Source organism: Mycobacterium sp. Panama NTM2 (assembly GCF_054355555.1).
In genome coordinates, this window is the sequence record NZ_CM135953.1 from 3,753,100 (window position 1) to 3,776,496 (window position 23,397).

The 23,397-nt window shown below is 65.5% G+C and carries 37 protein-coding genes and 1 tRNA gene; 4 read left to right on the forward strand and 34 right to left on the reverse strand.

From position 1 onward, the window contains the following. Window positions 1-4: 4 nt before the first annotated feature. On the reverse strand, window positions 5-457 hold the full coding sequence (locus ACXYX3_RS17760; RefSeq protein WP_458608435.1) for a hypothetical protein: 453 nt from the start codon (window positions 455-457) through the stop codon (window positions 5-7). Next, window positions 457-855: an HNH endonuclease gene (locus tag ACXYX3_RS17765; protein WP_458608436.1), complete on the reverse strand. Its 399-nt coding sequence runs from the start codon at window positions 853-855 to the stop codon at window positions 457-459. Before ACXYX3_RS17765 ends, ACXYX3_RS17760 begins: the two co-directional genes overlap by 1 nt. Window positions 856-1,127: 272 nt before the next feature. Here ACXYX3_RS17765 and ACXYX3_RS17770 point away from each other — a divergent pair, with 272 nt between their 5' ends. Next, the gene (locus ACXYX3_RS17770; RefSeq protein WP_434085903.1) at window positions 1,128-2,411 is read left to right on the forward strand and encodes an IS256 family transposase; all 1,284 of its coding nucleotides are present in this window, start codon (window positions 1,128-1,130) and stop codon (window positions 2,409-2,411) included. Between the two features lie 159 nt (window positions 2,412-2,570). Here ACXYX3_RS17770 and ACXYX3_RS17775 read toward each other — a convergent pair whose 3' ends face one another. From ACXYX3_RS17775 to ACXYX3_RS17925, 31 genes are all read right to left on the reverse strand, one after another. After that, window positions 2,571-2,924: an HNH endonuclease gene (locus ACXYX3_RS17775; RefSeq protein ID WP_458608437.1), complete on the reverse strand. Its 354-nt coding sequence runs from the start codon at window positions 2,922-2,924 to the stop codon at window positions 2,571-2,573. A 115-nt stretch (window positions 2,925-3,039) separates the two neighbouring features. Next, entirely contained in the window at window positions 3,040-3,249 is a 210-nt protein-coding gene (locus tag ACXYX3_RS17780) for a hypothetical protein (protein ID WP_458608438.1), read from the reverse strand. Window positions 3,250-3,344: 95 nt separating this feature from the next. Continuing rightward, window positions 3,345-3,524: a hypothetical protein gene (locus tag ACXYX3_RS17785; protein ID WP_458608439.1), complete on the reverse strand. Its 180-nt coding sequence runs from the start codon at window positions 3,522-3,524 to the stop codon at window positions 3,345-3,347. A gap of 215 nt (window positions 3,525-3,739) precedes the next feature. Next, window positions 3,740-4,549 carry a hypothetical protein gene (locus ACXYX3_RS17790; RefSeq protein WP_458608440.1) on the reverse strand — a complete coding sequence of 270 codons (810 nt, stop codon included), beginning with the start codon at window positions 4,547-4,549 and terminating at the stop codon, window positions 3,740-3,742. Further along, a complete protein-coding gene (locus ACXYX3_RS17795; protein ID WP_458608441.1) occupies window positions 4,546-5,859 on the reverse strand; it encodes a hypothetical protein in 1,314 nt (437 codons plus the stop codon). Before ACXYX3_RS17795 ends, ACXYX3_RS17790 begins: the two co-directional genes overlap by 4 nt. Beyond that, entirely contained in the window at window positions 5,852-6,277 is a 426-nt protein-coding gene (locus ACXYX3_RS17800) for a WhiB family transcriptional regulator (protein WP_458608442.1), read from the reverse strand. The genes ACXYX3_RS17795 and ACXYX3_RS17800 overlap by 8 nt, the downstream gene beginning before the upstream one ends. Next, on the reverse strand, window positions 6,274-6,468 hold the full coding sequence (locus tag ACXYX3_RS17805) for a hypothetical protein (RefSeq protein ID WP_458608443.1): 195 nt from the start codon (window positions 6,466-6,468) through the stop codon (window positions 6,274-6,276). Before ACXYX3_RS17805 ends, ACXYX3_RS17800 begins: the two co-directional genes overlap by 4 nt. Then, window positions 6,465-7,034 (reverse strand): hypothetical protein, encoded by a 570-nt coding sequence (locus tag ACXYX3_RS17810; protein ID WP_458608444.1) that lies wholly within the window; start codon window positions 7,032-7,034, stop codon window positions 6,465-6,467. The genes ACXYX3_RS17805 and ACXYX3_RS17810 overlap by 4 nt, the downstream gene beginning before the upstream one ends. After that, on the reverse strand, window positions 7,031-7,405 hold the full coding sequence (locus ACXYX3_RS17815) for a hypothetical protein (protein ID WP_458608445.1): 375 nt from the start codon (window positions 7,403-7,405) through the stop codon (window positions 7,031-7,033). The genes ACXYX3_RS17810 and ACXYX3_RS17815 overlap by 4 nt, the downstream gene beginning before the upstream one ends. After that, entirely contained in the window at window positions 7,398-8,171 is a 774-nt protein-coding gene (locus ACXYX3_RS17820) for a hypothetical protein (protein WP_458608446.1), read from the reverse strand. The genes ACXYX3_RS17815 and ACXYX3_RS17820 overlap by 8 nt, the downstream gene beginning before the upstream one ends. 165 nt (window positions 8,172-8,336) lie before the next feature. Next, window positions 8,337-8,888 (reverse strand): hypothetical protein, encoded by a 552-nt coding sequence (locus tag ACXYX3_RS17825; protein ID WP_458608447.1) that lies wholly within the window; start codon window positions 8,886-8,888, stop codon window positions 8,337-8,339. Further along, the gene (locus tag ACXYX3_RS17830) at window positions 8,888-9,931 is read right to left on the reverse strand and encodes a DUF5131 family protein (RefSeq protein ID WP_458608448.1); all 1,044 of its coding nucleotides are present in this window, start codon (window positions 9,929-9,931) and stop codon (window positions 8,888-8,890) included. The genes ACXYX3_RS17825 and ACXYX3_RS17830 overlap by 1 nt, the downstream gene beginning before the upstream one ends. 66 nt (window positions 9,932-9,997) lie before the next feature. Continuing rightward, window positions 9,998-10,894: a DUF2303 family protein gene (locus ACXYX3_RS17835; protein WP_458608449.1), complete on the reverse strand. Its 897-nt coding sequence runs from the start codon at window positions 10,892-10,894 to the stop codon at window positions 9,998-10,000. Between the two features lie 33 nt (window positions 10,895-10,927). Beyond that, on the reverse strand, window positions 10,928-11,299 hold the full coding sequence (locus ACXYX3_RS17840; RefSeq protein WP_458608450.1) for a hypothetical protein: 372 nt from the start codon (window positions 11,297-11,299) through the stop codon (window positions 10,928-10,930). A 233-nt stretch (window positions 11,300-11,532) separates the two neighbouring features. Next, on the reverse strand, window positions 11,533-11,676 hold the full coding sequence (locus tag ACXYX3_RS17845) for a hypothetical protein (RefSeq protein ID WP_458608451.1): 144 nt from the start codon (window positions 11,674-11,676) through the stop codon (window positions 11,533-11,535). Then, window positions 11,673-11,828 (reverse strand): hypothetical protein, encoded by a 156-nt coding sequence (locus tag ACXYX3_RS17850; protein ID WP_458608452.1) that lies wholly within the window; start codon window positions 11,826-11,828, stop codon window positions 11,673-11,675. The genes ACXYX3_RS17845 and ACXYX3_RS17850 overlap by 4 nt, the downstream gene beginning before the upstream one ends. Further along, window positions 11,825-12,337 carry a DNA N-6-adenine-methyltransferase gene (locus tag ACXYX3_RS17855; protein WP_458608453.1) on the reverse strand — a complete coding sequence of 171 codons (513 nt, stop codon included), beginning with the start codon at window positions 12,335-12,337 and terminating at the stop codon, window positions 11,825-11,827. Before ACXYX3_RS17855 ends, ACXYX3_RS17850 begins: the two co-directional genes overlap by 4 nt. A 229-nt stretch (window positions 12,338-12,566) precedes the next feature. Then, window positions 12,567-13,301, reverse strand: a complete 735-nt coding sequence (locus ACXYX3_RS17860) for a hypothetical protein (RefSeq protein ID WP_458608454.1) — start codon at window positions 13,299-13,301, stop codon at window positions 12,567-12,569. Then, entirely contained in the window at window positions 13,298-14,485 is a 1,188-nt protein-coding gene (bet, locus tag ACXYX3_RS17865) for a phage recombination protein Bet (protein ID WP_458608455.1), read from the reverse strand. Before bet ends, ACXYX3_RS17860 begins: the two co-directional genes overlap by 4 nt. Then, window positions 14,482-15,555: a YqaJ viral recombinase family protein gene (locus ACXYX3_RS17870; RefSeq protein WP_458608457.1), complete on the reverse strand. Its 1,074-nt coding sequence runs from the start codon at window positions 15,553-15,555 to the stop codon at window positions 14,482-14,484. The genes bet and ACXYX3_RS17870 overlap by 4 nt, the downstream gene beginning before the upstream one ends. Further along, window positions 15,552-15,821, reverse strand: a complete 270-nt coding sequence (locus tag ACXYX3_RS17875; protein WP_458608458.1) for a DUF3310 domain-containing protein — start codon at window positions 15,819-15,821, stop codon at window positions 15,552-15,554. The genes ACXYX3_RS17870 and ACXYX3_RS17875 overlap by 4 nt, the downstream gene beginning before the upstream one ends. 1 nt (window position 15,822) lies before the next feature. Next, entirely contained in the window at window positions 15,823-16,086 is a 264-nt protein-coding gene (locus tag ACXYX3_RS17880; RefSeq protein WP_458608459.1) for a helix-turn-helix domain-containing protein, read from the reverse strand. After that, entirely contained in the window at window positions 16,083-16,424 is a 342-nt protein-coding gene (locus ACXYX3_RS17885) for a hypothetical protein (RefSeq protein WP_458608460.1), read from the reverse strand. Before ACXYX3_RS17885 ends, ACXYX3_RS17880 begins: the two co-directional genes overlap by 4 nt. Next, complete coding sequence (locus tag ACXYX3_RS17890) at window positions 16,417-17,019, reverse strand: hypothetical protein (protein ID WP_458608461.1); 603 nt, start codon at window positions 17,017-17,019, stop codon at window positions 16,417-16,419. Before ACXYX3_RS17890 ends, ACXYX3_RS17885 begins: the two co-directional genes overlap by 8 nt. Before the next feature lie 139 nt (window positions 17,020-17,158). Then, window positions 17,159-17,983, reverse strand: coding sequence for a hypothetical protein (locus tag ACXYX3_RS17895; RefSeq protein WP_458608462.1), 825 nt, complete (start codon window positions 17,981-17,983; stop codon window positions 17,159-17,161). After that, on the reverse strand, window positions 17,980-18,630 hold the full coding sequence (locus tag ACXYX3_RS17900; RefSeq protein WP_458608463.1) for a DUF732 domain-containing protein: 651 nt from the start codon (window positions 18,628-18,630) through the stop codon (window positions 17,980-17,982). The genes ACXYX3_RS17895 and ACXYX3_RS17900 overlap by 4 nt, the downstream gene beginning before the upstream one ends. Beyond that, entirely contained in the window at window positions 18,627-18,884 is a 258-nt protein-coding gene (locus ACXYX3_RS17905; protein WP_458608464.1) for a hypothetical protein, read from the reverse strand. The genes ACXYX3_RS17900 and ACXYX3_RS17905 overlap by 4 nt, the downstream gene beginning before the upstream one ends. A 66-nt stretch (window positions 18,885-18,950) precedes the next feature. Further along, window positions 18,951-19,283, reverse strand: a complete 333-nt coding sequence (locus tag ACXYX3_RS17910) for a helix-turn-helix domain-containing protein (RefSeq protein WP_458608465.1) — start codon at window positions 19,281-19,283, stop codon at window positions 18,951-18,953. After that, entirely contained in the window at window positions 19,280-19,669 is a 390-nt protein-coding gene (locus ACXYX3_RS17915) for a GIY-YIG nuclease family protein (RefSeq protein ID WP_458608466.1), read from the reverse strand. The genes ACXYX3_RS17910 and ACXYX3_RS17915 overlap by 4 nt, the downstream gene beginning before the upstream one ends. Continuing rightward, window positions 19,666-19,887, reverse strand: coding sequence for a hypothetical protein (locus ACXYX3_RS17920; protein WP_458608467.1), 222 nt, complete (start codon window positions 19,885-19,887; stop codon window positions 19,666-19,668). Before ACXYX3_RS17920 ends, ACXYX3_RS17915 begins: the two co-directional genes overlap by 4 nt. Continuing rightward, window positions 19,884-20,204 (reverse strand): helix-turn-helix domain-containing protein, encoded by a 321-nt coding sequence (locus ACXYX3_RS17925; protein WP_458608468.1) that lies wholly within the window; start codon window positions 20,202-20,204, stop codon window positions 19,884-19,886. The genes ACXYX3_RS17920 and ACXYX3_RS17925 overlap by 4 nt, the downstream gene beginning before the upstream one ends. Before the next feature lie 98 nt (window positions 20,205-20,302). Here ACXYX3_RS17925 and ACXYX3_RS17930 point away from each other — a divergent pair, with 98 nt between their 5' ends. Both ACXYX3_RS17930 and ACXYX3_RS17935 read left to right on the forward strand, forming a co-directional pair. Beyond that, the gene (locus ACXYX3_RS17930; protein ID WP_458608469.1) at window positions 20,303-21,133 is read left to right on the forward strand and encodes a helix-turn-helix domain-containing protein; all 831 of its coding nucleotides are present in this window, start codon (window positions 20,303-20,305) and stop codon (window positions 21,131-21,133) included. Window positions 21,134-21,164: 31 nt separating this feature from the next. Continuing rightward, window positions 21,165-21,779, forward strand: coding sequence for a hypothetical protein (locus tag ACXYX3_RS17935; RefSeq protein ID WP_458608470.1), 615 nt, complete (start codon window positions 21,165-21,167; stop codon window positions 21,777-21,779). Here the strand turns inward: ACXYX3_RS17935 and ACXYX3_RS17940 are convergent. Further along, a complete protein-coding gene (locus tag ACXYX3_RS17940; protein ID WP_458608471.1) occupies window positions 21,776-23,071 on the reverse strand; it encodes a tyrosine-type recombinase/integrase in 1,296 nt (431 codons plus the stop codon). The genes ACXYX3_RS17935 and ACXYX3_RS17940 overlap by 4 nt on opposite strands. Before the next feature lie 90 nt (window positions 23,072-23,161). On the opposite strand from ACXYX3_RS17940, the gene ACXYX3_RS17945 reads away from it, so the two are divergent. Continuing rightward, window positions 23,162-23,252, forward strand: a tRNA-Lys gene (locus ACXYX3_RS17945). The last annotated feature ends 145 nt before the right edge of the window (window positions 23,253-23,397 follow it).

Sequence of the window (23,397 nt, forward strand, 5' to 3'; positions counted from 1 at the left end):
AAAGTCAGGCGTAGAAGCCAGTGGCGCGAAGCACCGCGCGTGAGATTTCGTGCACCGCATAGCACAGCGGTTCCTCTGTGTGATCCATCTGCTCGCGCGTCCGTCCGAGGCGGAGTTCCGTCACGAGCTTCTGCGCCTGGACCAGGGTCACGGCCGCGTGTGTGGATTCGTGGATGACGACGTGCGGATACAGGTTCTGGCGACTCAGCCGCATCACCCCGATAAACGACGTCGATGGGTGCCGCGTCAGCTTCCCGGTCTTCTTGTCCCGCCACGACGAGAACCGTCCATGGAAAACGCCGCCGGCGTTCGTGAAGTCCTCGTGCGGGCTGTACTTCGTCGCCGCAGCCTGCAGCATCTTCGTCGTCGGATAGACCCGCAGAATGAACCAGAACCGCATGCCGACATCGAGTGGGTCAGTCGAGATGTAGAACGTCCGAATCCTTCGATCAGGCATCACACCATCGCCAGCTGCTCGCCTCCACCACGATTACCCTTCACCGAATTGCAGAGAAAACACGCCGTCGCTGTGTTCGCGCGGGTGTGCTCACCACCTTCAGCGAGGGGAATCAGGTGGTCGAGCGTCGGCGCCATCGGATGCGGAACCACCACGTCACGCCGACACCGCTTACCGCACATGTGACAGCGGTACCGATCCCGGGTGAAGATCTCCACCGACTCAAACAGTTCAACTGCGGTGGTGCTCTTCTTCGCGCGGCGTCGCTGGTCGTAGCCAAGCCGAGCGGCCTTGTACTTCGGACTGCCCTTCCGTCTCTCGTACGACGCTTTCGCGCCGCAGCGATTTGAGCAATAGCGCCGACCCAGCGACCGATGAGTGATCAACGCCCCGCACACGACGCACGGTGTAGTCATCTCCTGGCGGCGCGCCTTCTCATTACGCCGAGTGCGCCACTGGTCTGCTCGTCCGTCGGCGGCAGCCCGCTCATTGCTGGCCGCGACTCGGCACGCAGTCGAGCACCAGATTCGATGCGGCCTACCTACCAGCTCGGTGCCGCAACGCCGACATCCCATGTGCCAAGCCTACTTTCGGGCGCCGACACGGGACTGTGGAAATAACGGTGTTTCCGGTACTGACACGCTGAGCGATGCTCGGCGAGAAAGGTGCCGTGATGACGACACTGGAAGATGTGGCGAAGAAGAAGGCGGCTGAGCAGTCCGCAGAGCAGAAGGCTGCCGTCGAGCTGGTCCGACTGGCACAGGAACAGGGCCTGTCGCTGACTGGGCCCGACGGGCTGCTCAAACAGCTGACCAAGACGGTCCTGGAGATCGCACTCAATGAGGAGATGACCGAGCACCTCGGTTACGAGAAACACGACCCGCCGGAGGCGGGGTCGGGCAACATCCGCAACGGGACCCGCACCAAGACGGTGCTGACCGACACCACCGGCCCGGTCGAACTCGACGTGCCGCGCGATCGGGCATCCACGTTCGAGCCCCAGATCGTCAAGAAACGTCAACGCCGATTGTCCGGGGTCGATGAGGTGGTCTTGTCGTTGTACGCCAAAGGGCTTACCACTGGGGAGATTTCAGCGCATTTCGCTGAGATCTACGGCGCGTCGGTCTCGAAGGAGACGATCAGCCGCATCACCGACAAGGTCATCGAGGAGATGAACGATTGGTCGGTGCGGCCACTCGATGAAACCTACGCCGCGATCTTCATCGACGCGATCGTGGTGAAGGTCCGCGACGGCCAGGTCGCCAACCGCCCGTTCTACGCCGCGATCGGAGTGACCCTGGCCGGGGAACGCGACATCCTCGGATTGTGGGCCGGCACCGGCGGGGAGGGCGCGAAGTTCTGGATGAGCGTGCTCACCGATCTGCGCAACCGCGGCGTCAAGGACAGCTTCTTCGTCGTCTGCGATGGGCTGAAGGGACTGCCCGAGGTGGTGGGCAACGTGTGGCCGCAGGCGATCGTGCAGACGTGCATCATTCACTTGCTGCGCAACACCTTTCGGCTCACGTCCCGCAAGTACTGGGATGAGATCAAGCGTGATGTGAAACCGATCTACACCGCAGTCAACGCGACCGCGGCCCGCGCAGCGTTCGACGATCTGGCCGAGAAATGGGGGCAACGCTACCCGGCGGTGATCCGCCTGTGGGACAACGCCTGGGCGGAGTTCATCCCGTTCCTGGACTACGACGTGGAGATCCGCCGTGTCATCTGTAGCACCAATGCCATCGAGTCGCTCAACGCCCGCTACCGCCGCGCGATCAAGGCCCGCGGCCACTTCCCCTCCGAGCAGGCCGCCCTCAAGTGCCTCTATCTGGTCACCCGATCACTGGACCCGACCGGTGCAGGCAGGGCACGATGGACGATGCGGTGGAAACCTGCCCTGAATGCGTTCGCGATCACCTTCGCCGATCGATTCCCGGCAGCCGAAACCTACTGATGAAAACCGCCGGAAACACCGTTAGCGAGATAGTCCCGCCGACACTGCCGGGGGTTGATTTTTCCGGAACCCGTAGCCGGAGTAAGTCACAGTGCGTTGCGGCAGGCTGGCTGGGCCCCGGGGGGAGGTGGTGCCCCTCCCCTTCTGCGTTTCCGCAGGTCAGGGGCGTTTGTCGCTGGTGCGGGCCTTGTGGTCGTTGCACTCGGTGCAGGCGGCCTGCAGGTTGTTGGGGTTGAGCGCGAGGTCTGGTCTTCGTGCGGCCGGTTGGCGCTTGTCGGCGACGGTGGCGTACCCGGTGCAGATGCCGGGGTACTGCAGTTGGCACACGTGGTGGTCTCGCTCGAGGACGTAGTCGCGGATGGCCGGCCACTGCGAGTTGGTGGTGGCTTGGCTTGAGGCGGTGCGGGCGCCGCGCCATGCGACGGTGTGCGTCGGGCAGTAGCGAGCTGATCCAGTGATGAGTTGATCGCACTGGTAGTCGTCGCCAGGGCATCGGCGCGGCGCCCGAGGCATCAGGGGTAGGTGTGCGGCAGAGCGTTGAAGAACATCACTGTGCCGACCATCATGCCGATCATGCTGCCCACGGTGGCGAGGGAGAGCAAGGTAAGCAGCACACGTTCGAGCAGGGTCATGAGTGCTTGCCGGGTGGGTGGCCTGTGGCCATGCGGTGGACGACGTTGCAGTAGCCCTCGGGGTCTGCGACCTTGCCGCGGAGGTGGTTGACGCAGCGATCGAAGTCGCCAGGTGTGTTCCATTTGATCTTGGCGGCGCCTTCTTCGAAAGCCCAATACCGTTTGAGCCGTTCGCCGGCGCCGTCACCTGGTTTCCCGTTGGCCATGTCGCACCTCCCCCGACATGCAGAAAACCGCTATACCCGGGTTCGGGCACAGCGGTGCTTGAGGTTGAGGGTACTACGTAGCACTGACATGTGTGTCAACGCTGGTTGCCGGTGCGGCGCTGCACGAGTTTGCGTTGGTAGTCGATGACGGATTGGACGGAGTATTCGGGGGCGCCGTCGGGGCCGGTGCGTTGTTCGATGTGGCCGAGTCGTGCCCAGTTGTAGATGTCGCGGCGGCTGCGGTCGATGGCGTGGGCGAGGTCGGGTGCGCTCATCCAGTCATCGGGGTCAAGCAGGTTGGGGCGTGTTGGGAGTACCCAGTGGGCACCGACGCTGTTCCAGTATTGGTCGAGGCGGTGTAGGTCTCCGGCGGGGTCGGGGCAGCGGTTTTGTGCGATGTCCTGTACGAGTTGGCGGTAGGAGCGGGCTACGCGTTTCGCGCGGTCTTCGCGGGAGTCGGCGGGCCATGGCCAGGGCAGGACGTGGCCGCTCATCGGCGTGATCGCTTGTCGTTGCGGCCGCGCGCTGTAGCGGGCCGGCGGCGTGAGGTGTTGGCAGCAGTCCAGCCGGTCTGTTGTGGTCCGGTGGTGGGGTGGTCGTCGGTTGCCCATGCGGTGAAGTCGTAGCCGGATCGTGGTGGTGTGGGGATGTCGGGCGTGGTGAGCACCGGCCAGAGGTTCCTCACTTCTACTTCGAGCGGTGTTAGCAACCACGTTGCGCGGGGGAATTGCAGGTGTGGACGCTGTATCTCGTGGTGCCAATTCTGTGGGCCAAATTCGATGGTGATGGGTGTGCGTAGGCATCGGGGGGCGGACTGCTCGGGGAGGCGGTAGCTGCCGGCGGTGAATGTCCAGACCGGTTCCCATGTCTGGCTGTACGCCGTGAAGAACGCCGTGGCCTGTGCCCCAACGCTTTCGATTGCTTCTCGGAGGCGAGCCATGGCGGCCTGCCAGCCGCTGGTGTCGATGTCGACCGTGATGATGCCGCTGACAAGTGGTCCGCGCTTCCGGCTCGGGTATGTGGGTGGCGGGCGTCTTGGTCCGATGAAGTCGGAGCCGTCACAGAGCACGGGGCTGGCGTCGCTGGCGTACTCGTAGCCGGGGTCATACCAGCGGCGCGCGTACATGTCGACGATGCGGGCTGTGATGGGGAGTCCGTGCCAGTGGCGGCCACAGTGGGGGCAGCGCGGATAGTCGGGGTCGGGTTCAGGGTTCCAGTCTTCGTAGCCGCCCGCGGGTTCGCCGGCGGCCAGAGACTCGTCGACGAGTTGGTCGATGCGGTCGATGATGTCGGTAGTCACGCGCACTCCCCCGCGTGGATCATGTTGCACTGCTTGCACTTTTGGTTGCCGAGTCGGAGTTGGTCGATGGTGGTTTCATCGATGTCGGTGAGGGTCGTCAGCGAGCTGGCGGCGTATCGCTGCTTGGGCTCGGGCTTGGGCTTTGCGCGCTTGCGTTTCGGCGGCTTGTAGGGGGTTTCGTTGCGCCATGACCAGTTGTCTTCTTCGATCTGGCGGGCGGTGGTGGCGGCGCGGTTGGTGCCAATGGTGCGGTCGGCGGGCTTCTGGTGGCCGGCGAGGTGGGGTTTGATGGCGCCGATGACGAGTTGCACGGCTTCGATGTCGCGGGTGGCTTCGTCGGTTTCGAGGTCGGCGACGAGGGCGGAAATGCTGTCTAGTCGTGAATATGCCTCTGTGACAAGCCATTTCAGGATGTCTTCTTCGCGTCCTTCGATGACGAGGCCCTGCAGGAATTTGAATTCGCGTTCTGTCCACGAGCCGTCGCAGGCGGGGTTGTTGCAGTCGACGATGGTGGTTCCGTCGTCGCGGCCGCATTTGGATCCGCAGCGGGGGCAGGGCAGTCCGTAGTCGTGGCGGAGTTTGGTCTTGCCGAGTTCGGCGCGTACGCGGTGGTGGGTGTCGGTGAGGTCGAGGGCGAGTTCGAGGCCGGTGAGTTCGACGAAGAGTTTGCCGTGGCGGCTGGCGGGTTGGCCGGTGTCTTCGTCGAGTTGGAGTGGGTCGTCGGTTTCTTCGCCGGGTCGGTCCCAGATGATGAACGCTTCGGGGCCGGCCGCGGCGAGGGTGTGGACGTGGGGTTCGACGAGTGCGATGCAGGCGCGGAGTGCTTGGAGGGCGTCGGGTGTGACGGCGTCTTCGGCGGTCCAGGCGGGTGTGTCGGGTAGCGGTTTGGTGGGTTTTCCGTCGACGAGGATGGGCGGTGCGGTGTTGTGCCGGCCGGTGGGTGGTTCGGTGTTGAGCGCGATCGCGACGGTGGTGGCGGCGCGTTCTGCTTGTTCGACGATGTCGGACATGAGCGCGATCTTGTTGGACGAGATCGGGATGCCGGGTGTGCGGGTGGATGCGACGGCGGGGGCGCCGCTGCTGCTGGCCTTCTCGCCGAGTGCACGGGACAGCTCGAGCCAGTCCGACGGGAGCTGCTTGATGGCGGAGTGAATGCGCTTGTAGCAGGGTTCGCAGAGGGTGCCGGGGTCGTCGGTGAAGGCGGGGATGCGGTGGCCTTCGATGGTTTTCCCGTTGATGCAGTGTGTGCCGGCGACGCATTGGTGTGCGGAGGTTTCGGGGCGGGCGTCGCTGGTCGACTTCTCAAACATCGGTGTGTTGACCCTTCTTCCGGTTCTGCTTTCGTCGGTCCCATGCGTGCTGTGCAGCTTCGAGGCATTCGTCGTCGACGGGTTCGCCGTAGTCGAGGTGGCGGTAGTAGCCGCGTTCGGTGCCGCATCGTGGTTTCGGGCCGTGGGCTTTCGGTGCGTCCATGTGGCGGCCGCCCCACACTCCGAACGGGATGTCGAGAGTTTCGGCCTGTCCTCGGCATTCGGTTTTGACGGGGCATCGGTTGCAGATGGCTTGGGCTGCGTGGCGGCCGGCTTTGTCGTTGGGGTGGGGGAAGAAGCTGTCGGCGTGTTTACGGATCTGGTCGGGTGTTCCGTCGATGCGGCAGGCGGCGTTACGCATCCAGTCGCGTTCGGCGGGGCCGTGTTTGGTGTAAAGCTCGTAATGGGCGCCGCTCATTCGGTGGACGTCCATTCAGCGGGGACGAAGAGGGTGTCGGCGGCCATGGGTCCGTCGCATTCCATGGCGCCGCCTGGTAGCGGTTCGTCGTGCAAGGGTCGGCGGGCATGAAGCTGCTCGATGATGCGTTCGCAGGCGTAGATGGTGGCTTGGCAGGCGAGCTCGAGGACAGCGGCGGCGAGGCGGCTCACGGGCGGTCTCCTTCGGGCCAGTCGAACGTATTCAGATTGAGGTCTTCGATGGTTTCCGCCCAGATGGGTGTCATGGGGCAGTACCAGCAGTGGGGCTCGCCGACGCAGTGGCACCAGCGGGGCCCGACGAAGGCGAGCCACCAGGCGCGGACTGCGTCGGCCATCGCCCCGCAGGGCATGCCGAGCAGGGTGGCGAACATGCTGTCCCAGTCCGCGGCGATCGCGAGGACTTCGGGCGGCACTGGGATCGCGGGTTCGGATGGTCTGGGTTCGACGTGTGGGATGGCCCAGAGCGCGCCGGGTCCGGCGGCCAGGGCGGCTTTCCAGTCGACGTCTTCGGGAATCGCCGGCACCCACGGGGCGCCGGCGGTCAGGTGGCACGGGCCGGTGTAGTCGATGGGCTCGTCTTCGCGTGGTTCGAAGGTGCACCCGGGGGTGTGTGGTTCTTCTGCGGGGGTGTTGCAGCACCAGGTGCGGAGCAGTCCGGTGCGCACGTTCAGCGGCTCACCTTCGGGGCTGTGCGGCCCGCTGGCGGCCGTTTCGGGGTCGGGCGGGGTGATGTTCATGCTTGACCCTTCTCGGCGCTGGGTGTGTCCCAGCCCATGGCTTCGCGGACTTTGGCCATGCCGCTGGTGGCGGTGCGGCTGCGATCGACGTGATCGCACAGGACCAGGCCGCGGTAGCCGTCGTCGTCGCACATGCCGCAGTTGACGATGCGCATCGCTTCTCGTGCGGCTTCGGCCTGTGACGTAACCGCGGCGCGGTGGCGGCGGGCGGCGTCGGACTGGTCGCGGCTGAGTGGTGCGTGTACGGCGCGTGATTCCGCGAGGCTCTGCCGGCGCTGGCGGGCGGCCTCGGCGGCGGCCGCGGTCTCGCGGGCTTGGCGGCGTGAGTCGAAGTCGACGACGGGATCGGTCTCGCCGTAGCGGTCAGGCATGGCCTGCCTCCTGGTGGTCGCAGCGGATGGTGCTGTCGCCGAGTGGGCGTAGGCCGTTGTGGTCGCAGAGTGGGCAGGCGTCGATCGCGGCGCGGCGGTTGCGACGCTCGGCGAGCTCGTCGGCTTTTTGGCGGTCGGCTGCGGCGCGGTCCCATTCGCGGCGGCGGGCGCAGTCCGGGCAGGCTTCTCGCGCGTTGCTGTCTGGGTGGCGGGGGCAGGTGGGGCGGGGGTCGCGCGCGTCTGCTGACGTAACTCCCCCACTTGAAGTAACCACTATGGGATTGGGGTGGGGTGGGGTGGGGCTTGGGGACTCCCCGGGGGACACGTTTTTGCTGGGTTCGGTGGTGTCCCCTTGGTTGTCCCCGGGGGACATTTGGTCATCTATGCCGGTCACGAAGTTTCTGCCGCGCCGTCTTTGGTTCCGTTTCTTCTCGGCTTCGCGTTTGCGCTTGGCTATGTTTTCGGCCCGAGTTGGTTGCCATTTTTGCCAATTTCTGACCTGAATTCCGTCCGGTTTACGGTCACAAAGTGGCGCGTCGAGGGTGCCGGGGCCGGTGATCGCTTCGATGACGGAGCGGGGTGCGCGCAGTGATTTCAGCTTCGAGTCGGGGATGAATCCGTCGAGTTCTTCCTTGGCTGACCAGCTTCCGCCGAGCACCCATAGCCCGGACACTGCGAGCCGCATGGGTACGCGGACGAGGTGGTCGGGGATGGACATGACGGGCTTGGAGTCGCTAAATCCGTCGTCGACGTAGAACCAGGGCACTACGTGGTCACCTCCGGGTCTGGGGCGCCGGGCGGGACGGTGGGTGGTGCGCCGCAGATGTGGAGTGCGTGGCAGGTGCTGCATCGTGGTCGGCCGGCGGAGTGTTCGGCTTTTCGGCAGTCGACGCAGCGGCCGTCGCGATAAGCGGCTTTCTGCTGCTCGGTGCTACCCATGGGGTGCTGCCTCTGCGCTGCTGCGTTTTCTGTCGTGGTTGGTGGAGTCACCGCGGATCTGCTGCGCCGTCTGGTAGGCGCGGTCGTCGGCCGCCCAGCCGGCGCACACGACAGCTGGGCGGCCGTCTGCCTGCCATGCCCGGTCGCCGCGCTCAATGGGACGGTAGTCGTCGTACCGCGTGCCGGGCGGTGTCTCGCGGCGCTCACCGCACGGGTGCTCGTAGGCGACCGCGCGGGGCATACCGACGTGGCAGAGGAACACGCCGCCCGGGATGTAGGGCATGGTGTCGCCGTCGCGCTGCGCGCGCTCAGGGCTATCGCGGCGGTACGCGCAGTCGCCGCAGCGCCGCGTGTTCACCGGCATGGGGCCTTCTTGCACCTCGGGCGTCGGTACGGGCTCGAGGATCGGCTCCCAGCATGTGCATTTCTCACCGTCGTAGACCGCGGCGCCGTAGCAGCACCCGTTCGCCGTCTGCTCGGGCGCGCGGAACAGGTCAGAGGCGTGGTGGTAGTGCTCGTATTCGACGACGCGAGGCTCGGCCATCAGACGGTCACCGCCTCGGGGTACTGGTCCCAGGTGCGGCCGTCGAGTTCACGACCGGCGGCTTTCTTGCCCCACCGCTTCATGCCTTCGGCCATCGAAGGGGCGTCGGGCGCGCGTTCGACGGACCATGGTCTGTGGCTGAGTTCCATGAAGTGCTCGATGACGTAGCCGTCGAGGTCGTTGTAGAGGCCGCCGGTGAAGGCGTGAGAGGCGCCGTCGGCTTCGGCGCGGCGCTTGTAGTCGAGGGTGAATTCGCCGGGCTGTTGGGGGGTTACGGACCAGGGTGCCGGTCCCCATTCCCCCCACTGTTTGAAGAAGAACGCGACATCGGCGGTGGTGCATTGGTCGCGGAGGCCGCGGACCCAGCGCGGGTTCATCGGGCGGGCACGGTGCCCGGATTCGCCGCCCACGATCACCCAGTGCAGCATTTTGCTCTGCAACCCGACCAGGTGGCGGTACAGGTCAATATGCCCGAGAAGTGGTTCAGCTGAGATGAATCGGACAGCTGCCGGTGTGCCGAGCAGTGCGGGGATGCGGATGTCGGCCCACCGCTGGTTTTCTACGCTTACGCCGAGCCATACGTTCGGCAACGGGTTGTTTACGCCGATGTGGGGTCCGTCTCCGGTGAATCCTTGAGCGAGGGCGATCTTCCGCTCGTAGTAGCAGACGCTCATCCAGAAGGTGTAGGAGTTCAGCAACGATCGCATGCGGCCGTGACGTTTGGTGAGCACCTGGAATGTGTGCCGCGGTGATGCGGCCATGACGCCGAAGACCTGCGCGATGTAGTCATCGGACACGTCGTCGTGGAACAGATCGGACATCGAGTTGACGAACACCATGGCGGGTTTGCGCCAGCGCAGTGGTTCGTTGAGGCGTTCGGGACGCAAGGTGACGTCGAAGCCGTTGGGGTATGCCTTTGTGCCGGCGAAGCGGCGGGCGATGGTTTCGGCGTAGCAGTTGTTGCAGCCGGGGCTGACTTTCGTGCAGCCGGACAATGGGTTCCACGTCCGGTCCGTCCATTCGATGGCGGTGGTGGCGCTCATGGGTGTCCGTTCTGTTCGGGTGTGGGTGGGTGTCGACGCCGCGGCTTGACGCCGACACCCACCGGGTCAGGGCTGGGCGTAGACCGGCCTGCCGACTGCTGCGGTAACGCCGGCGGTGATCTCTTCCCATGCCTGTCGGACGATGACGCGGGTCGGCTTGAGCTTGATCGTGAGGGCCAGCGCGCCCTGGTTGATATTGAGCCGGAAGTAGGCGTCCACCTCGTAGTCGGTGGCGTGGCCTTCCCACGGGCGCAGCCGGAGGGTAATCAGCTGTGGCACCTCGAGCTGCCCGGTGCGACCGGCTTTCGCGTTGATCTCGGTGTTGTAGGTGACGCGCTGCGCGCCGTTGGCGCGGGTGATGCTGGACTCGAATTCGCCCTTGCTCGATGCGCGGACGGAGTCGATGATCTCGAGCAGGTCGGCCTGGTCGGGTCTGACGACGGTGTGCAGGAGTTCTTCGACGATGTCGCCGAACTTTTCTTGTCGGAACGCTTCTCCGCTGATCTTGTGCCAGGCGAGCCAGTCGGGATCCTGTTTGAGTTGGAGCGTCAGTTTGTCGTCGCGCCAGCCGGCGGCGCGGTCGTCTTTGCCGATTTCTGCGGTGTTGTCGCTGCCTTCGTGGTCGTTGTAGATGGCGGTGAGTTGGCCGCGTTCGGCGTTGCCCCAGAGTGTGCCGGTGTACTGGTCGAGGGGGCGTCGTTCGAGTTCGGCGAGGAACGATGCGAGGTCGGTGACGGTGCGGGTGCCTTCGGCGCGGTGTGGGTTGGCGCGGAGGTCTTCGTCTTCGATGACGACGACCTGCAGCCCCTTCTCTTCGGTGACGGCGACGGCGTGGCGCCGGTGCGGGAGTTCGGTGTCGATGATGTCGGCGGGGTGTGGTGCGTGTTCGGACGAGATCATCATGCTGGGGAGTCCGGTGTGTTCGACGGTGCCGAGGACTGCTGCGTCGGGTGTGGTGGCCATGGGTGGCGTGTGCCTTTCGGTGGTGGGGTGTGGTCAGTCGCGGCCGGCGGCGGCGCTCTTGCCGTCGGTTGCGGTGTTGGTGCCGTAGTCGAATTCGCGTTGGGTGGGGTCGTTGCGGTGGAGGCCGCCGTCGTCGTCGGTGTAGAAGATGGCGGGTCGGCGGGGCGCCTGCGGGATTTTGGCGGTGGGGTTGGCTTCGATCTGCACGACCGCGGTGTTGTTCTTGACGGGGGTGATCTTCATACGAATGTTGATCTCGGCGGGCTTGCCCTGGTCCTTGACGGCGGCGACTGCTTCGCGGAGCAGCTCGGACGCCTTGTCGTGGACCAGGCCCTTCTCGCATGCGAGCAGGATGCTGGCGAACTCCTGCGGGGGGTTGTTGTCGGACAACGGTTTTCCTTTCATCGGTGGGTTATATGTGATGGCGCTCGAGGGTGGCGATAGTTGGGCATGGCCACTCGGTGTTGCAGTGGTGGCAGACGCCGGCGGGTGTGCCCAGGGGTGCGTGTGCGTGAAGGTCGCGGATGGCGTCAATGGCTTGGCGCTGGGCGGTGACGCGGTCGGCGGTCGATAAGATGCGGTCGATTGGACTGCCACCCGGAAGGGTTGAGCCGATACGGCTCATGCCGCGGGTTGCGTCAGGCATCAGCGGGCTCTTCCGCGTCGAGCCACACGAGCAACTTCTCGGCGGCCGAGATGATGACGTCTCCCCTGCTGCCGACCGCTGTGACTCCGCCGTAGCAGGCGCCGGCGGCGAGTAAGGCGATCTGGCGGTTGTTCACCACGTGACTCCGTTCAGGTGTTCGGTGTGCTCGTCTTCGTCTGTCGCCCATGCGTTCTCGTGTCCGGAGGGGCATACGCGGGTGCCGTCGGTGTCGGGGAACATGCGGCGGCAGGTGTTGCACTCGATGTAGTCGGGGGCTGGCGCGGTCATGCTGCAGCTCTCCATCCGGTCACGTATGTCCCTGCGAGCTGTGATGCGGCGAGCCGGTGGGCGTCGTCGGCGCCGTAGGCGACGAGGCAGGAGGGGGCGCCTGAGTTAGCCGCGGCACGTTCGCCGTTGGCATGGTGGAAGTGGAGCCGGCCGTGGAGAAACAGGACGGCGTCTGCGGCTTCCCAGACTTGGCGGACGAAGCCTGCGACCTCGGTGCGGGCGAAGATGAGTGCGGTGCCTCGGCCGTGGAGCGAGAGACGTTCGAGCCATGCCCAGGCTTCTTGCCCGTACGGGGGATTGAGCCAGACGCGGCCGTGCCAGGGTTCGGCGAGTCCGTCGCGTGGGAGGGTGATGTGTTGCGCGGCGGTGGGCCAGAGTGTGGGGTCGGGTGCTGAGCAGGGGTCGAGGTCGAAGGGGCCGAGTGCGTCGAGAATGTGGCGGGGTGTGAGCCAGGTATCGGTGCGCATGCGTGCCGATTGGTGGCCGCCGATGCCGAGCCCGCTGCTCATCGCGTGCTCGCTGCGGGTCCGAAGCCGTAGTGGCGGCGTCGCGGCGGCGGGGGTGGTGGGGGTACGGCGCGGAGGTGTGGCCGCGCGCCGGGCTGGTGGATGCTTGCGAGCATCAGGTCGAGGCTGGCCATGGTGTGGGCGAAGTTCATGGCTGTGCGGTGACTCGGTGCTGCCCATCGGCGGTGGAGTGGGCCGGTGACGGTGTTGTCAGCGGACACGAACCAGGCGCTCACGCGATCGCCCCGGCGATGTCGGGCGGCTGCCACCCTTCGGGTTTGATGACCTTGCCGTCTTCGCGGAACAACGGCAGTCCTTCGCCGATGACCTTGGCGAGGTTCGAGCGAGCGACCTCGGCGGCCGCGGCTTTCGCCTTGTCCGGGCCGACGTACGCGAGCAAGCTGCCCCACGCGATGACGATGACGTCGAGCAGGCCGTCGACGACCTCGAGCAGATCGCTGCGCGCCTCACCGACGCGGTACTCGTCGAATTCCTCGCGTAGCAGCTTCTGGCGGAGCTCCCGGAGTGCTGATCCGGGTTCGGGGAAGCCGACGGTTTCGAGCTGCTTGGCGAGTTCCATGAAGGTCTCGGTGGCGTCGAGCAGGTTCGGCGTGTCGGGTTGCAGGATGTAGTTCCGGCCTTCCCAGTTGAGGACCGACCCGTCGTTGGCGGCGAAGCACTGCGGGCCGATGATGGTGGTGTCGCCTATGGGGAAGGGGTAGGGCTGGCGGAGTACTCGGTCGGGGTGTCCTTCGCGGCGGAGTACGACGGTGGCGTCGGGGCCGTGGACCTGTTCGATCGCGGAAAGGGCACCGCGTTCCTCGCTGTACCGTTCAGTGGGCCGTTCGAAGGGTTCGTGGTTTCCGGCGTCGGAAACGAGGTAGCGCCAGGGCTGTTCGGGCTTCCGGCCGGGGAAACGGCGGATGCCGGGCATCTTCAACAGTTCGATGAGGATAGTGGGTTTCATGACTGGTTCCCCTGGTTTTCGGCGGCGATGGTGGCTGCGTTGATGGCGTCGCGGACGCGGTCCTCGAGGACGGTGCCGCCGAACTCGGACCATTTGTAGAGCTGGTCGCAGAGTTTCCCGATGTCGGTGCTCTCGATGTCGTTGGTGGAGTTGATGTTCGGATTGTCGAGCATCTGTCGGTAGAGCAGGATGCGGTCTTCGCGGTCGAGTGGCGGGTCGAGCTTGCCGAGCAGCGTGAAGAGGCGCCGTTCGGCGGCTTGGCCGACCTTGGTGCGCTCCCGCTTCGGAGTCGGCTCGGGTTCGCGCTGCGGTTCGGTGTCCGCCGGCGCCGTCGGTTCGACCACCTCCCCTTCGACCACGTCGTCCGGCGGCGCGGCGGCAGTGGTGGTCTTCTGCTTCGCGCGATCGCGCAGTCCGCCGACGCCGCGGCCGCCTTGGCGGGTCTTCTGCTCGGGTTGCGCGTTGCCGTCCTCGTCGATGACGACGGGTTCGTTCTGGACCGCGTCGTCAAGCAGCAAGCCGCCGAGCTCGTCGGGGAACGCAGCCTGGATCGCGCCGGCTTCCGCGCACTTGCGGATCTGGTTGCACGGCATCTTCTTCCACATGCTGTTCGGGCCGCCGTCGCGGTTCGTCTGCACGAATTCGGAGAAGTGCGCGATGAACGGGTATCGGTGTCTGTCGCGGTACACCACGAACTTCGCGGCGACGGGTGACTTCGCCTCGGTCCAGACCTCTTTCCAGACGCCGTCTTCGCCGCACCACAGCGGGTCGTCTTGCCGGTACTCGACGCCCTTCTGGTCGGCGATCTCGCGGGCCTTCTTCCGGAAGCCGTTGATCGACGTCTGGATGGTGTATTTCGTGACCCAGCGCATCACCTTGCGCTTCTGGCCGTCCGGCTCAGCGGGGTTGACCGGTTCCCAGTGCGCCACTTCGGTGTTGCGGCCAATCATGTAGACCTCTTTGTTGAAGGGGTCCAGGCCGGATTTCTGGCAGACGTGGAAGAACAGTTCGATTTCGCCGTCGGATGCGTCCTCGAGGCCGAGCATGCGGCGCACGGCGAGGCTGAATTCCCGCACCTGCTGCGCCGGGTCGACCGCGGCGGGCAGGTTCTGCGCCGGCTGCGGGTCGGTGGCGTGGGACCAGTCGGTATCGGTGGTCTGCTCGGCGGTCATGGTTTCGGTCATGCGGCGGTTCCCTTCTTGGCGGCGGTGACGGCGGGATGGGTGCGGGACAGGTTGAGCGCGACACTGCCGCGGGCATGCGGTGATCGAGTCGCGACCTTGATGCCGTTGAACTCGGCGTACTGGGCGTTGCCCATGGCGTCGAGCAGTTGCGTCTTGAGTCCGCGGAGGCGCTTCTCAGCGTCCTTGTGGTCCGAGCTGGCGTTGTGCACCGCGATCGCGAGGTCGGGGTCGACTTCGGCGGTGCTGCCGTCGATATCAGGGTGTAGTTCACGGACACACTCGTACGTGGCCACGCTGTCGTCGAGTTCCGGTGTGCGACCGGTCAGCAGCGCGTCCCAGAAGTCGCGGCACTCTGTGGTGATCCATTCGGCGACGAGCGGATCGTGTGGGATGTCGTAGACGCGATCCTGGTAGTAGGGGCCGATCGCGCAGAGATGGCCGTCGTACTTCGTGAGGCCGGTGAACGCCATCTGCGCCGACACTTGGGCGGCGTAGTCCTCGGGGAGGTCGCCGGTGAAATCGTCTCCCCACTGCTCGAGGTCGGACATGGTGAGTGCGCGCTTCAGCTCGACGACACGCTGCGCGCGGCCGCGGTTCGCGCGCCGGTCGAGGGTGACGACGAGCGGGAAGCCGAAGCGGTTGGGGTCGATGACGAACTGGACTTCGCCGGCGGAGAGGCGCCAGCCGGGGTTCTTGCGGCGCCACCGGTTCGCGGCGTATGCCTCGAGGTCGTGGCCGACGTCGAACGCGTCGGATGGTGGTTCTTCGGCGACCTGCCCGGTCATGCGGTGGAACAGCCGGTACTGAGATTCCCAGCGGGACAGCCGCAGGATCGCGGGCACCTTCGACGGGGAGATCACGGCGCGGTGCTCGGGTGTGCCGGGTGCTATCCATCCCTTCTGGCCGCGACGCCACACACCCGGGATGTATGGGGTGTCACCGAGACCGGCGTCGGAGCGGCACGCCGCGCACAGCCATGCATCGGCGGTCGGCATCCACAGCGCGGACTCGCCGACCTGCTGGCGGCGGCCGGGTGGGCACACCTCGCAGTGCTGCAGCGCGGCGGTCACGAGCCGACCTGCTGCTGGTCTCGAACTCCTGCGACGGCTTCCGGTGAGGCTTCTTTGCCGTCGTCGATGATGCGGTTGATCTCGCGGTCGAGGTACCACATGGCCTTGTAGAGGTCGGTCAGGGTTTCGGCGCCTTCTTTGCGGCCGGCGCGGGCGATGTATTTGATTGCGTTGCCGCGGTTGAAGTTCAAGCGTTCGACGATGTCGATGACTTCGGCGCCGTTGGAGAAGCCTTTGTAGTGGCCGGGGTTGATCTGATCGTGCATGTCAGCGCGCCTTCGGGGTGAGGATGATGTGGACGTCGACGCCGAGCGCGTTGGCGTGGGCCAGCAGACGGGTCAGGGTGGGTGCGAACACTTCGCGTTCGAACTCGGACACCCACTTCCGGTAGCGGCCGGCGCGGTGCGCGACGGCGTCTTGGGTGCGGCCGGACCGCCGCCGGTATGCGGTCAGGGCCGCGGTGATGTCACCGAGCGGGATGAGCAGTGTCTTCGGAATGACGACCGATTCGGGTTGCAGCGCGGTGGTCATGACGCGGCTCGTAGGTGGTCGTTGATCCATTGGTCGGCTTCGGATCGGCGGAGGTCGAAGATGTCGTCGAGGTCTTCGTTCTCCGCCATGATGAGCCGGGCATAAAACGCGCGAAAATCGTTGTTGAGCTTGAAGTCCGGTGTTTTCGTCTGTATCGCGATCTCCCAACGAGCACGCTCAAATAGCGCACCGATACCGATCTTTCGGCGCCCGGTCTGCTCAATCCACTGGCGGGCCAGCTTGATCAGCAGGCCGTAGACATGCGGGTTCTCTTTGTCGAACTGTTCGAACCGGTCGGCGATCGTCTGACCGAACGGAAGACACGGCTGCTCAGACACGAGGACCGCCCATCACTGCATCCCACTGGGCCTTCACCCAGAGCACGTCGCCCATCGCGGTGTGCCGCTCAAATTCGTCGGCGGGGACACCGACCGCGCTGGACAGTTCGTCTGACGACCACGGCGGCGCGATAAGGGTTAGGTCCAGCTCCGGCAGTCGTCCGTCGTTGACTGCCTCCTTACCCACGCCGACGAGGTATCCCACGATGACGTTCTCGATGTCGACGAGGTGGTAGTGCCACGGATCGTCTGCACCGGGTGGCATAAGCACCCCGGTCTGGTTCAGGAGCTTCGACAGGCGGAGAGCGTCGAAACTGGGGACTGCGCCGACCACGTGGGCTCCGCTGGTGGCTTCGATGACTTGATTCGCTGCCTGCCAACGGGTTAACGCTTCGGACGGGCGGTACCGGTCGCGGTAGTCCTGCTGAAACTGTTCAGGCAGGCTGTCGTACCACGGCAGCGGGTAGTGGTCGATGAAGAAGTGATAGGCAGTCTCTCGGCCTTCCGGTGTGCGTCGGATGGCGGCGAATTCCCAGATCGGCGCATCGGGGTGTAGGCCGAGCGTTTCGATATCCATGAAGACGATGTCGGTCACGCGGGGACTCCTGGTCGTGTTGCGCCGAGTAGGACGCGGAGAGGGTGGGTGGCGTAGAGGCAGGGCGGGCAGACGAGGCGGATGCGAGCGGTTTCGAAGGGGCGGCCGCAGCGGTCGCAGAAGAACGCCAGGAGCGCGGTCATGACGCTGCCCGTTCGGTGGGGGTGACGACGCGGCGGGGCCGGTAGCCGCGCTGGTACAGCATCCGTTCGAGCGTCTCGATCGTGTAGCCGAGCTTGTCGGCGATCTGCTCGTCGGTGTAGCCGAGATCGACCAGCTCGCAATACCGTTCGATGAACTTGACGCGGGTCGGTGCGTACCGTTCGACGGTGGCGTTTGGGTCGTCGATGGCGCCTTCGTCCCAGGCGAGCGGGAGGGCCCACCCGAGCCTCTGGGCGCGGAGGCGGGCACGGCGACCGCCGTAGCTGTCGGGTGCCGGGGTGTTCTTCAGGCGTTCGAACAGTTCCGCTGCGGCGCGGGCGGTGGCAGCTTCCACGGACGGCTTCTTGCCGTGAAGCACTTTCGCGAAGTGGTGCGGGTCGTAGTCGAGCATTGACGCGACCTGCTCGCTGGTGTAGCCGATGGCGATGAGTGCCTGCAGTCGGCGGGCTGTGCCGATGACGGGAACGCGGCTGCGGTCGTCGACCTTGTAGTACGGGATGTCCGGCACGGTCACGCCGAGGACGCAGCGCGCGGTGGGCGCGGTGATGAATTGGCGGCTGCCGTTGGCGATTTCGTGCAGAGTGCGCGCCGGGATGGTGGACAGATTGCTGATGTGCCGCCATGTGAGCCCGGCGTCGCGGAGCTGCTTGATGTGTTCGCGCGCTGGCGCGGGATCCAGCACGGGGTTTGCTTCGCGCCAGTGCACGTAGTGGGCGGCGCAGAGTCCGCGGTGGTGGACAACGCCGAGACATTTCGGGCGGATGCACTCGCCGGTGCGGCAGCGGGTCTTGTCGACGTTCACCGCAGCACCGTCCCGTTGCTTGTGGCTGCGGTGTCGGTGGCGGGGATGTAGCTCGGGCAGTAGGCGCCAATCGCTGCGGCGGTCAGAGTCGCGGCGTCGTGGCGTTCCCAGCCGGCGCGCATGAAGCCGCGGACGACATCGGTGAACGTCGACTCGTTGTCGAGTTGGGAGCAGACGGACAGGCCGGCGGCGATCGCGGCGCCGTCGCTGCTGTAGTACACGCCGTACTCGTCGAGGGTGGAAAGGAATCCGTAGTCCTGGAACGGGTTCGCGTGTGCGTCGGGTGCAGGGGCGAACAGTCCGACGGGAATGATGAGCAGAGGCATCGCGGCGATGAGATAGGTGCCCCACCGGTCGCGAGCGCGGCCGAGGTCGTCGAGGCGGTCGGCCGCCCGGGCTGCATTCGGCGAGAGACGGTGCATGGCGTCTTCGCTGAGTCCGAACTTCTGGACCGGCCCGAAGGGTGACCATGTCTGTCGTGCGCGCTGTTCGTGGTAGATGGCGCGGTCGACGGGCAGGCAGATGACGAAGATGCCGAATGCGACGAGCAGTTGGACGAGGTGGAGCGTCCAGTAGGCGTGGCCGGCCCAGCCGGCGGATGCGGCGGCGACGGCCCACACGACGCGGCGCGCGATCACGAGGCTCATCGGTTCACCGCCCGGGCGGCGGTGCGCGCGAACAGTTCGGCGAGTTCGCGAGCACCCTCTTCGTCGCTTGCGATCGCGGAGGCGTCACCGCCGAATGGATCGAACAGCGACACCTGCCAGGCTTTGTAGAAGCCGGGCACATCCATGTTGAGCGGTGACGCGATCGCGACGGTGTTGCCGTCGACCTTGAACCAGAGCCTGTCGTCGCGCTGCTCGGTGGTGAAGAGGTCTTCACCTATGCTGGGTGCTGACACGGGATTTCCTTTCAGTGTGTTCCGCTGTCTGAGTTGGCCCGCACCCGTCGCAGGGGTGCGGGTTTCTCATTTCGTGGGGAGTTGGTTGCCCGCACCCCGCGGGGGGAGGTGGGGTGCGGGCGCCCTGCCTCCGCCGGGGGGTCGCGACAGCAGGGGGTTCGTGGCCTGGTGGTCGATGCCGTCCAGGAGTTCTGAGAGCGTCACGCCAGCAAACGCGGCGTAACGGCGAAGCATGTGGAGGCCGGGTTCGCGGATTCCGGTCTCGTAATCGGAGATTCGGTTGGCGCCGGTCCAGAGGCGGGTCGCGAATTGCTTCTGGTTCAGGCCGGCGTCTTCACGAATCCAACGCAGGCGGGAGGCGAGGATGGTCGGCGATTTGACCTTGGCCCCGGAAGTCATGCGCGGGCCAATCGCTCGGCGGCGCGCTTCAAGTACTGGGGAAGTTCCGACCCCGCAGCGCGTTCGATGCGCATCTGGGAGAGAGCGGCGTCAAAAACCTCGCCGAAATAGTTTCCGTCGGCATCGAAGTTCACGATGTCGTCGATCTGCGTCGCGGACAGTCCGTTGAACCAGGGGTGCTCGTCGCGGATGGCGGCCGCTTCGGCTTCCCGTAGTTCCTCACGCGAGGCGTGGTGCTCGACGGTGATCTTGGCGACCCACTGCCACCACGGCTTGCCGCGGTGGTCGCTGAACCGGCTTGACGGGTTGTTGGTGATGCCCACGTACAGCAGGTCATCGGCGTCGTTGAAGATCCGGTAGAGGACGTGAGTCTCGGCGCGGGTCATCGCTTCGGCTCCCAGGACTTGCATTCGCGGGCAAACCGACGAACTTCTTCGACCGGAAAAACGACGCGGGAACCAATCACTTTCGGGGTGATTTCTCCGGCTCGCATCAACACTTCGAGGCGGTCGTGAGAGATACCGCCGAGCACCTGGCAGGTGGTGGCTTTATCGAGAAACTCGGGCTCGATCACGACGCTGACTGCGGGTTCGCTGAGAGTCATGCCGGCACCTGCGTCACTACTGCGCCGCTTCTACGCGGGGAGTACTGGGTGTCGATCGCTTCGACCGGGATGCCCAGCGCGCTGGCGATGGCGGCCAGCATCTGCGCGCTCGCGCCGCGGTGGCCGTTCTCTATCGCGGAGATGGTCCCCCGCTCGACCGGCTTGGGGAAGTCGAACTCTCCGTTGATGTGGTCGCAGACATCTTGAAGCGTGATGCCGAGCGCCTTGCGGAGAGTCGCTGTCGTGACGACCGGCGCCGTCACCTTTTGCCTTTGATTGGCGTACTTGCCGCGTTGAGTTGCGGGTAGTTTGGCCATGCCGCCAACAGTAGGGCAAACATGGCGGATTGGCAAGCAACTTACGGGCAAACATTGCCGAGACGTGCTGAAAGACAGCCGTGTAAGTTCTCGTGCAGGTGGGGCGCTATATCCCTCTGTTTGCCGAACTGAGCTTTTGTTTGCCGAACTTTTTCGGCATTGTTGGCCTCGTGAATCCCGACTGGCAGCGCCTCGGAAAACGCGTTCTTGCGCGTCGAACTAGCCGCGGTTGGTCTCAGACCGCTGTCGCCAAGCGCGGCGGACCCTCCGACACACTTCAATCGCAGATCGAACGCGGAGAATGGCGACCCTCACGAGGCGTTAACGACACGCTGAAAAAGATCGACGCCGGCCTGCTCTGGGCAGAGGGAAGCGCCTCCATCGTTCTCGAGGGAGGCGAGCCGACTCCCGTCGACGACGAGAGACTGGGCAGCGGAACGGTTAGCCAGAGCCAACGAGCAGACCGTCGACCGGACCCTGTCGCCCTGGCCTCCCTCTCCTGGAAGACACTGCGTGACGCGGCCAAGCGGAGCCGGCAGGATGACTCTGACGCCGCGCACCAACGGATCATCGTCGAGCTACTTCTTGAGGTACTCGACATCCTGACTGAGCAAATCCTGAGCAGCAATGCCGGCAAGCGAGCGCGCCCCGTGTTGCAGGAATTCTTTACGGACGAAAACCAGTTGAGGGCCGAGCACGCCCGGCTGTCTCAGTCTCTGCACGCCCACGCAGTGCCGTTCGTAAAGGACCGCGATTACGACGAAGGCGATCTAAGCTTGCCGGCCCCGGAGGTACACCACGTTCCGGAGACGACGTCGGTCCTCCCGGATCTCGTGGAGGACTCGGAGGACTCGACTGGCTTCGGCGGGAGTCCAGGTGTGCGGGGGAATGTCGAACAGGATGGACCGGATGCGGCGGCGGAAGGTTAGGGTTCCCGTCGGTTCCCGGCAAAGGTGCGGCATGGGCCGAGTTTCTGCGGCGTTGTTGTTGAGCAATGGAATGCATTCTCCTGCCATGCATTGCATCCCCCCGGATGCATCGTTGGTCAAATTGCACGCCCCCAGCAAAGCTCCGGCACGTTCTGTCAGCTTACTGCCAGGATCGGGCGGCAAGTCAACCGCTGTGATCGCCGCGGTAACGCTTGCTTCCTTCATCGCAGGGTGCGCCAGTGCCGAGCGTCCAGCGGGTACAACGGTGACAGAGACGGTGACGATGACAGCGCCGCTGGTCGCCGATCCGGCGCCGATCAAACTCCCCGCCGGGTCGCATCTCCATGACCGTGGTGTCGACAACCTGACGGGTGCGTGGGCCGATGTCTGGTATCTGCCGGAGTCCATGACCGCCGATGAGGTGCTCGCCTATCTGCGCGGCGTTCTACCCGTCGGTCGGCCCTTCGAAGACGCGCCCGGTTCTCATCTTGAGTGGTGCGTCGGCGGACCGACGTCATGGTCCTGGCAGAAGGTCGGCGGCGGCGATCAGCCCGACGTCATCGACCGGCTCGCGGTCTTCATGATCAGCGACCACATCGTCAAGATTTCCCGAGACGCCGACAAGCCATTCGACTGCAGCCGCTAATCGTCCGCGTCTGCCGCCAGTAGTTCGGCCAGGCTGTCCATGGCGGTGAGGTGGCGTGCGCGGTCGGCGTGGGCGTAGACGCGTTGGGAGTCGACGGTGGCGTGGCCAAGGATCTCCATGCGGGTCTGTTCGTCGACTCCGGCGGCGCGGAGCATCGTCGCGGCGGTGTGGCGGGCGACGTGTAGCGGCATTGTCTCCCCCGGGGCGAGGACGCCGGCCGCGGTGAGTAGCGACTTCCAGTTGCCGTAGTCGGCGCGCGGCCGGATCGGGCGCCCGTCGGGGTAGTGCCAGACCAGTTCGTGCGGGTTGATGCCCTGTCGTTTGTGCATGGCGCGCAGCAGGCCGAGCAGCGGCGCGATGATCGGGATCTCGCGGCCGCCGGCCTCCGATTTCGGGCGGGTCCAGAGCAGCGAGCGGTGGCACACCTCGTGGTCGAAGTCGGGCGGTAGATCCCAGCGCCGGTCGGGGCACCAGCCGGGTCGCTTCCGCCGGCAGGGGTAGGCGCCGTCGGTGTCCGGGGCGCCGCAGCCGTGGACCTGGGACAGCTGCTGCAGCTGCCACGAGATGTCCATGACGCCGTGCTCGAGGTCGACGTGGGACCAGCGCAGGCCGAGCAGCTCGCCTTGGCGGGCACCAGTGAGGAACGCGGCGATCCAGCGGGTGGCTTCGCCGTCGGTGCGGGTGTTGATCGCGGTGCGCAGGACGTGCTTGGCGACGTCGACGGACAGGCTGGTGCGTTTCGCGCGCTTGTACTTCGGCCGGTCGACGAGCTCGGCGACGTTGACGGTGAGCATCCGTTCCCGGACGGCGTCCTTGAGTGCCTTCTGCAGCACGACGTGGGCGAGCTCGCAGGTTCGGGATGGGCCGATCTTGCGGTGCATGTCGCGTACGTGCTGCGGAGTGAGCTTGTCGAGCCGCTTCCCACCGATCGCGGGCACGATGTGGTTCTTGATGGTGCGTCGGTAGTCGTCGAGTGTGGTTGGCCGGACCTTGTGGGCGTGGATCTCGTTGATCCACCGGTCCAGCCACTTCTCGAGGGTGGTGGCCGATGTGACGGCGATCTTGCCTGAGTCGACGTCGGATCGGAGCTTCCGGAGCGCCGCAGCGGCGACATCGTATTCCTTCGATGAGACGGTCTTGCGGCGGCGTTCGCCGTCCGGTCCGGCGGGGAGTTCGACGCGGCCAATCCACATGCCGTCGGCGCGTTGAAACAGGCCGCCGTCACCCTTTTGCCGACGGATCTCTTTACCGTCTCTGCCGAGTCGAGCCACCAGCACCTCTCGCGAGTCCATTTTGTGATCGGATCGTTACTGTACCCAACCGCTGTACCCAATGTATCCGTACGTATCGGTACGTTTCGTCCCGCTACAACACGTTGAGCTGCGCATTTGCTGCAAGAACGCACCGTAATTCTACCGCAGCAGCTGACTCTTAATCAGCGGGTCCGGGGTTCGAAACCCTGACGGCGCACCACCCACAAAGCCCCGCCCCGGCGGGGCTTTTGTCTTGTGCTCCGGACCCCGCTGCGGCGACCGACTGGCCGCACCCGCTCACGCGTACATCTGTGCCGTCGAACTGCCGTCCGCGATCCCGTTTGGCCGTCGCCACCTCGGGTAGC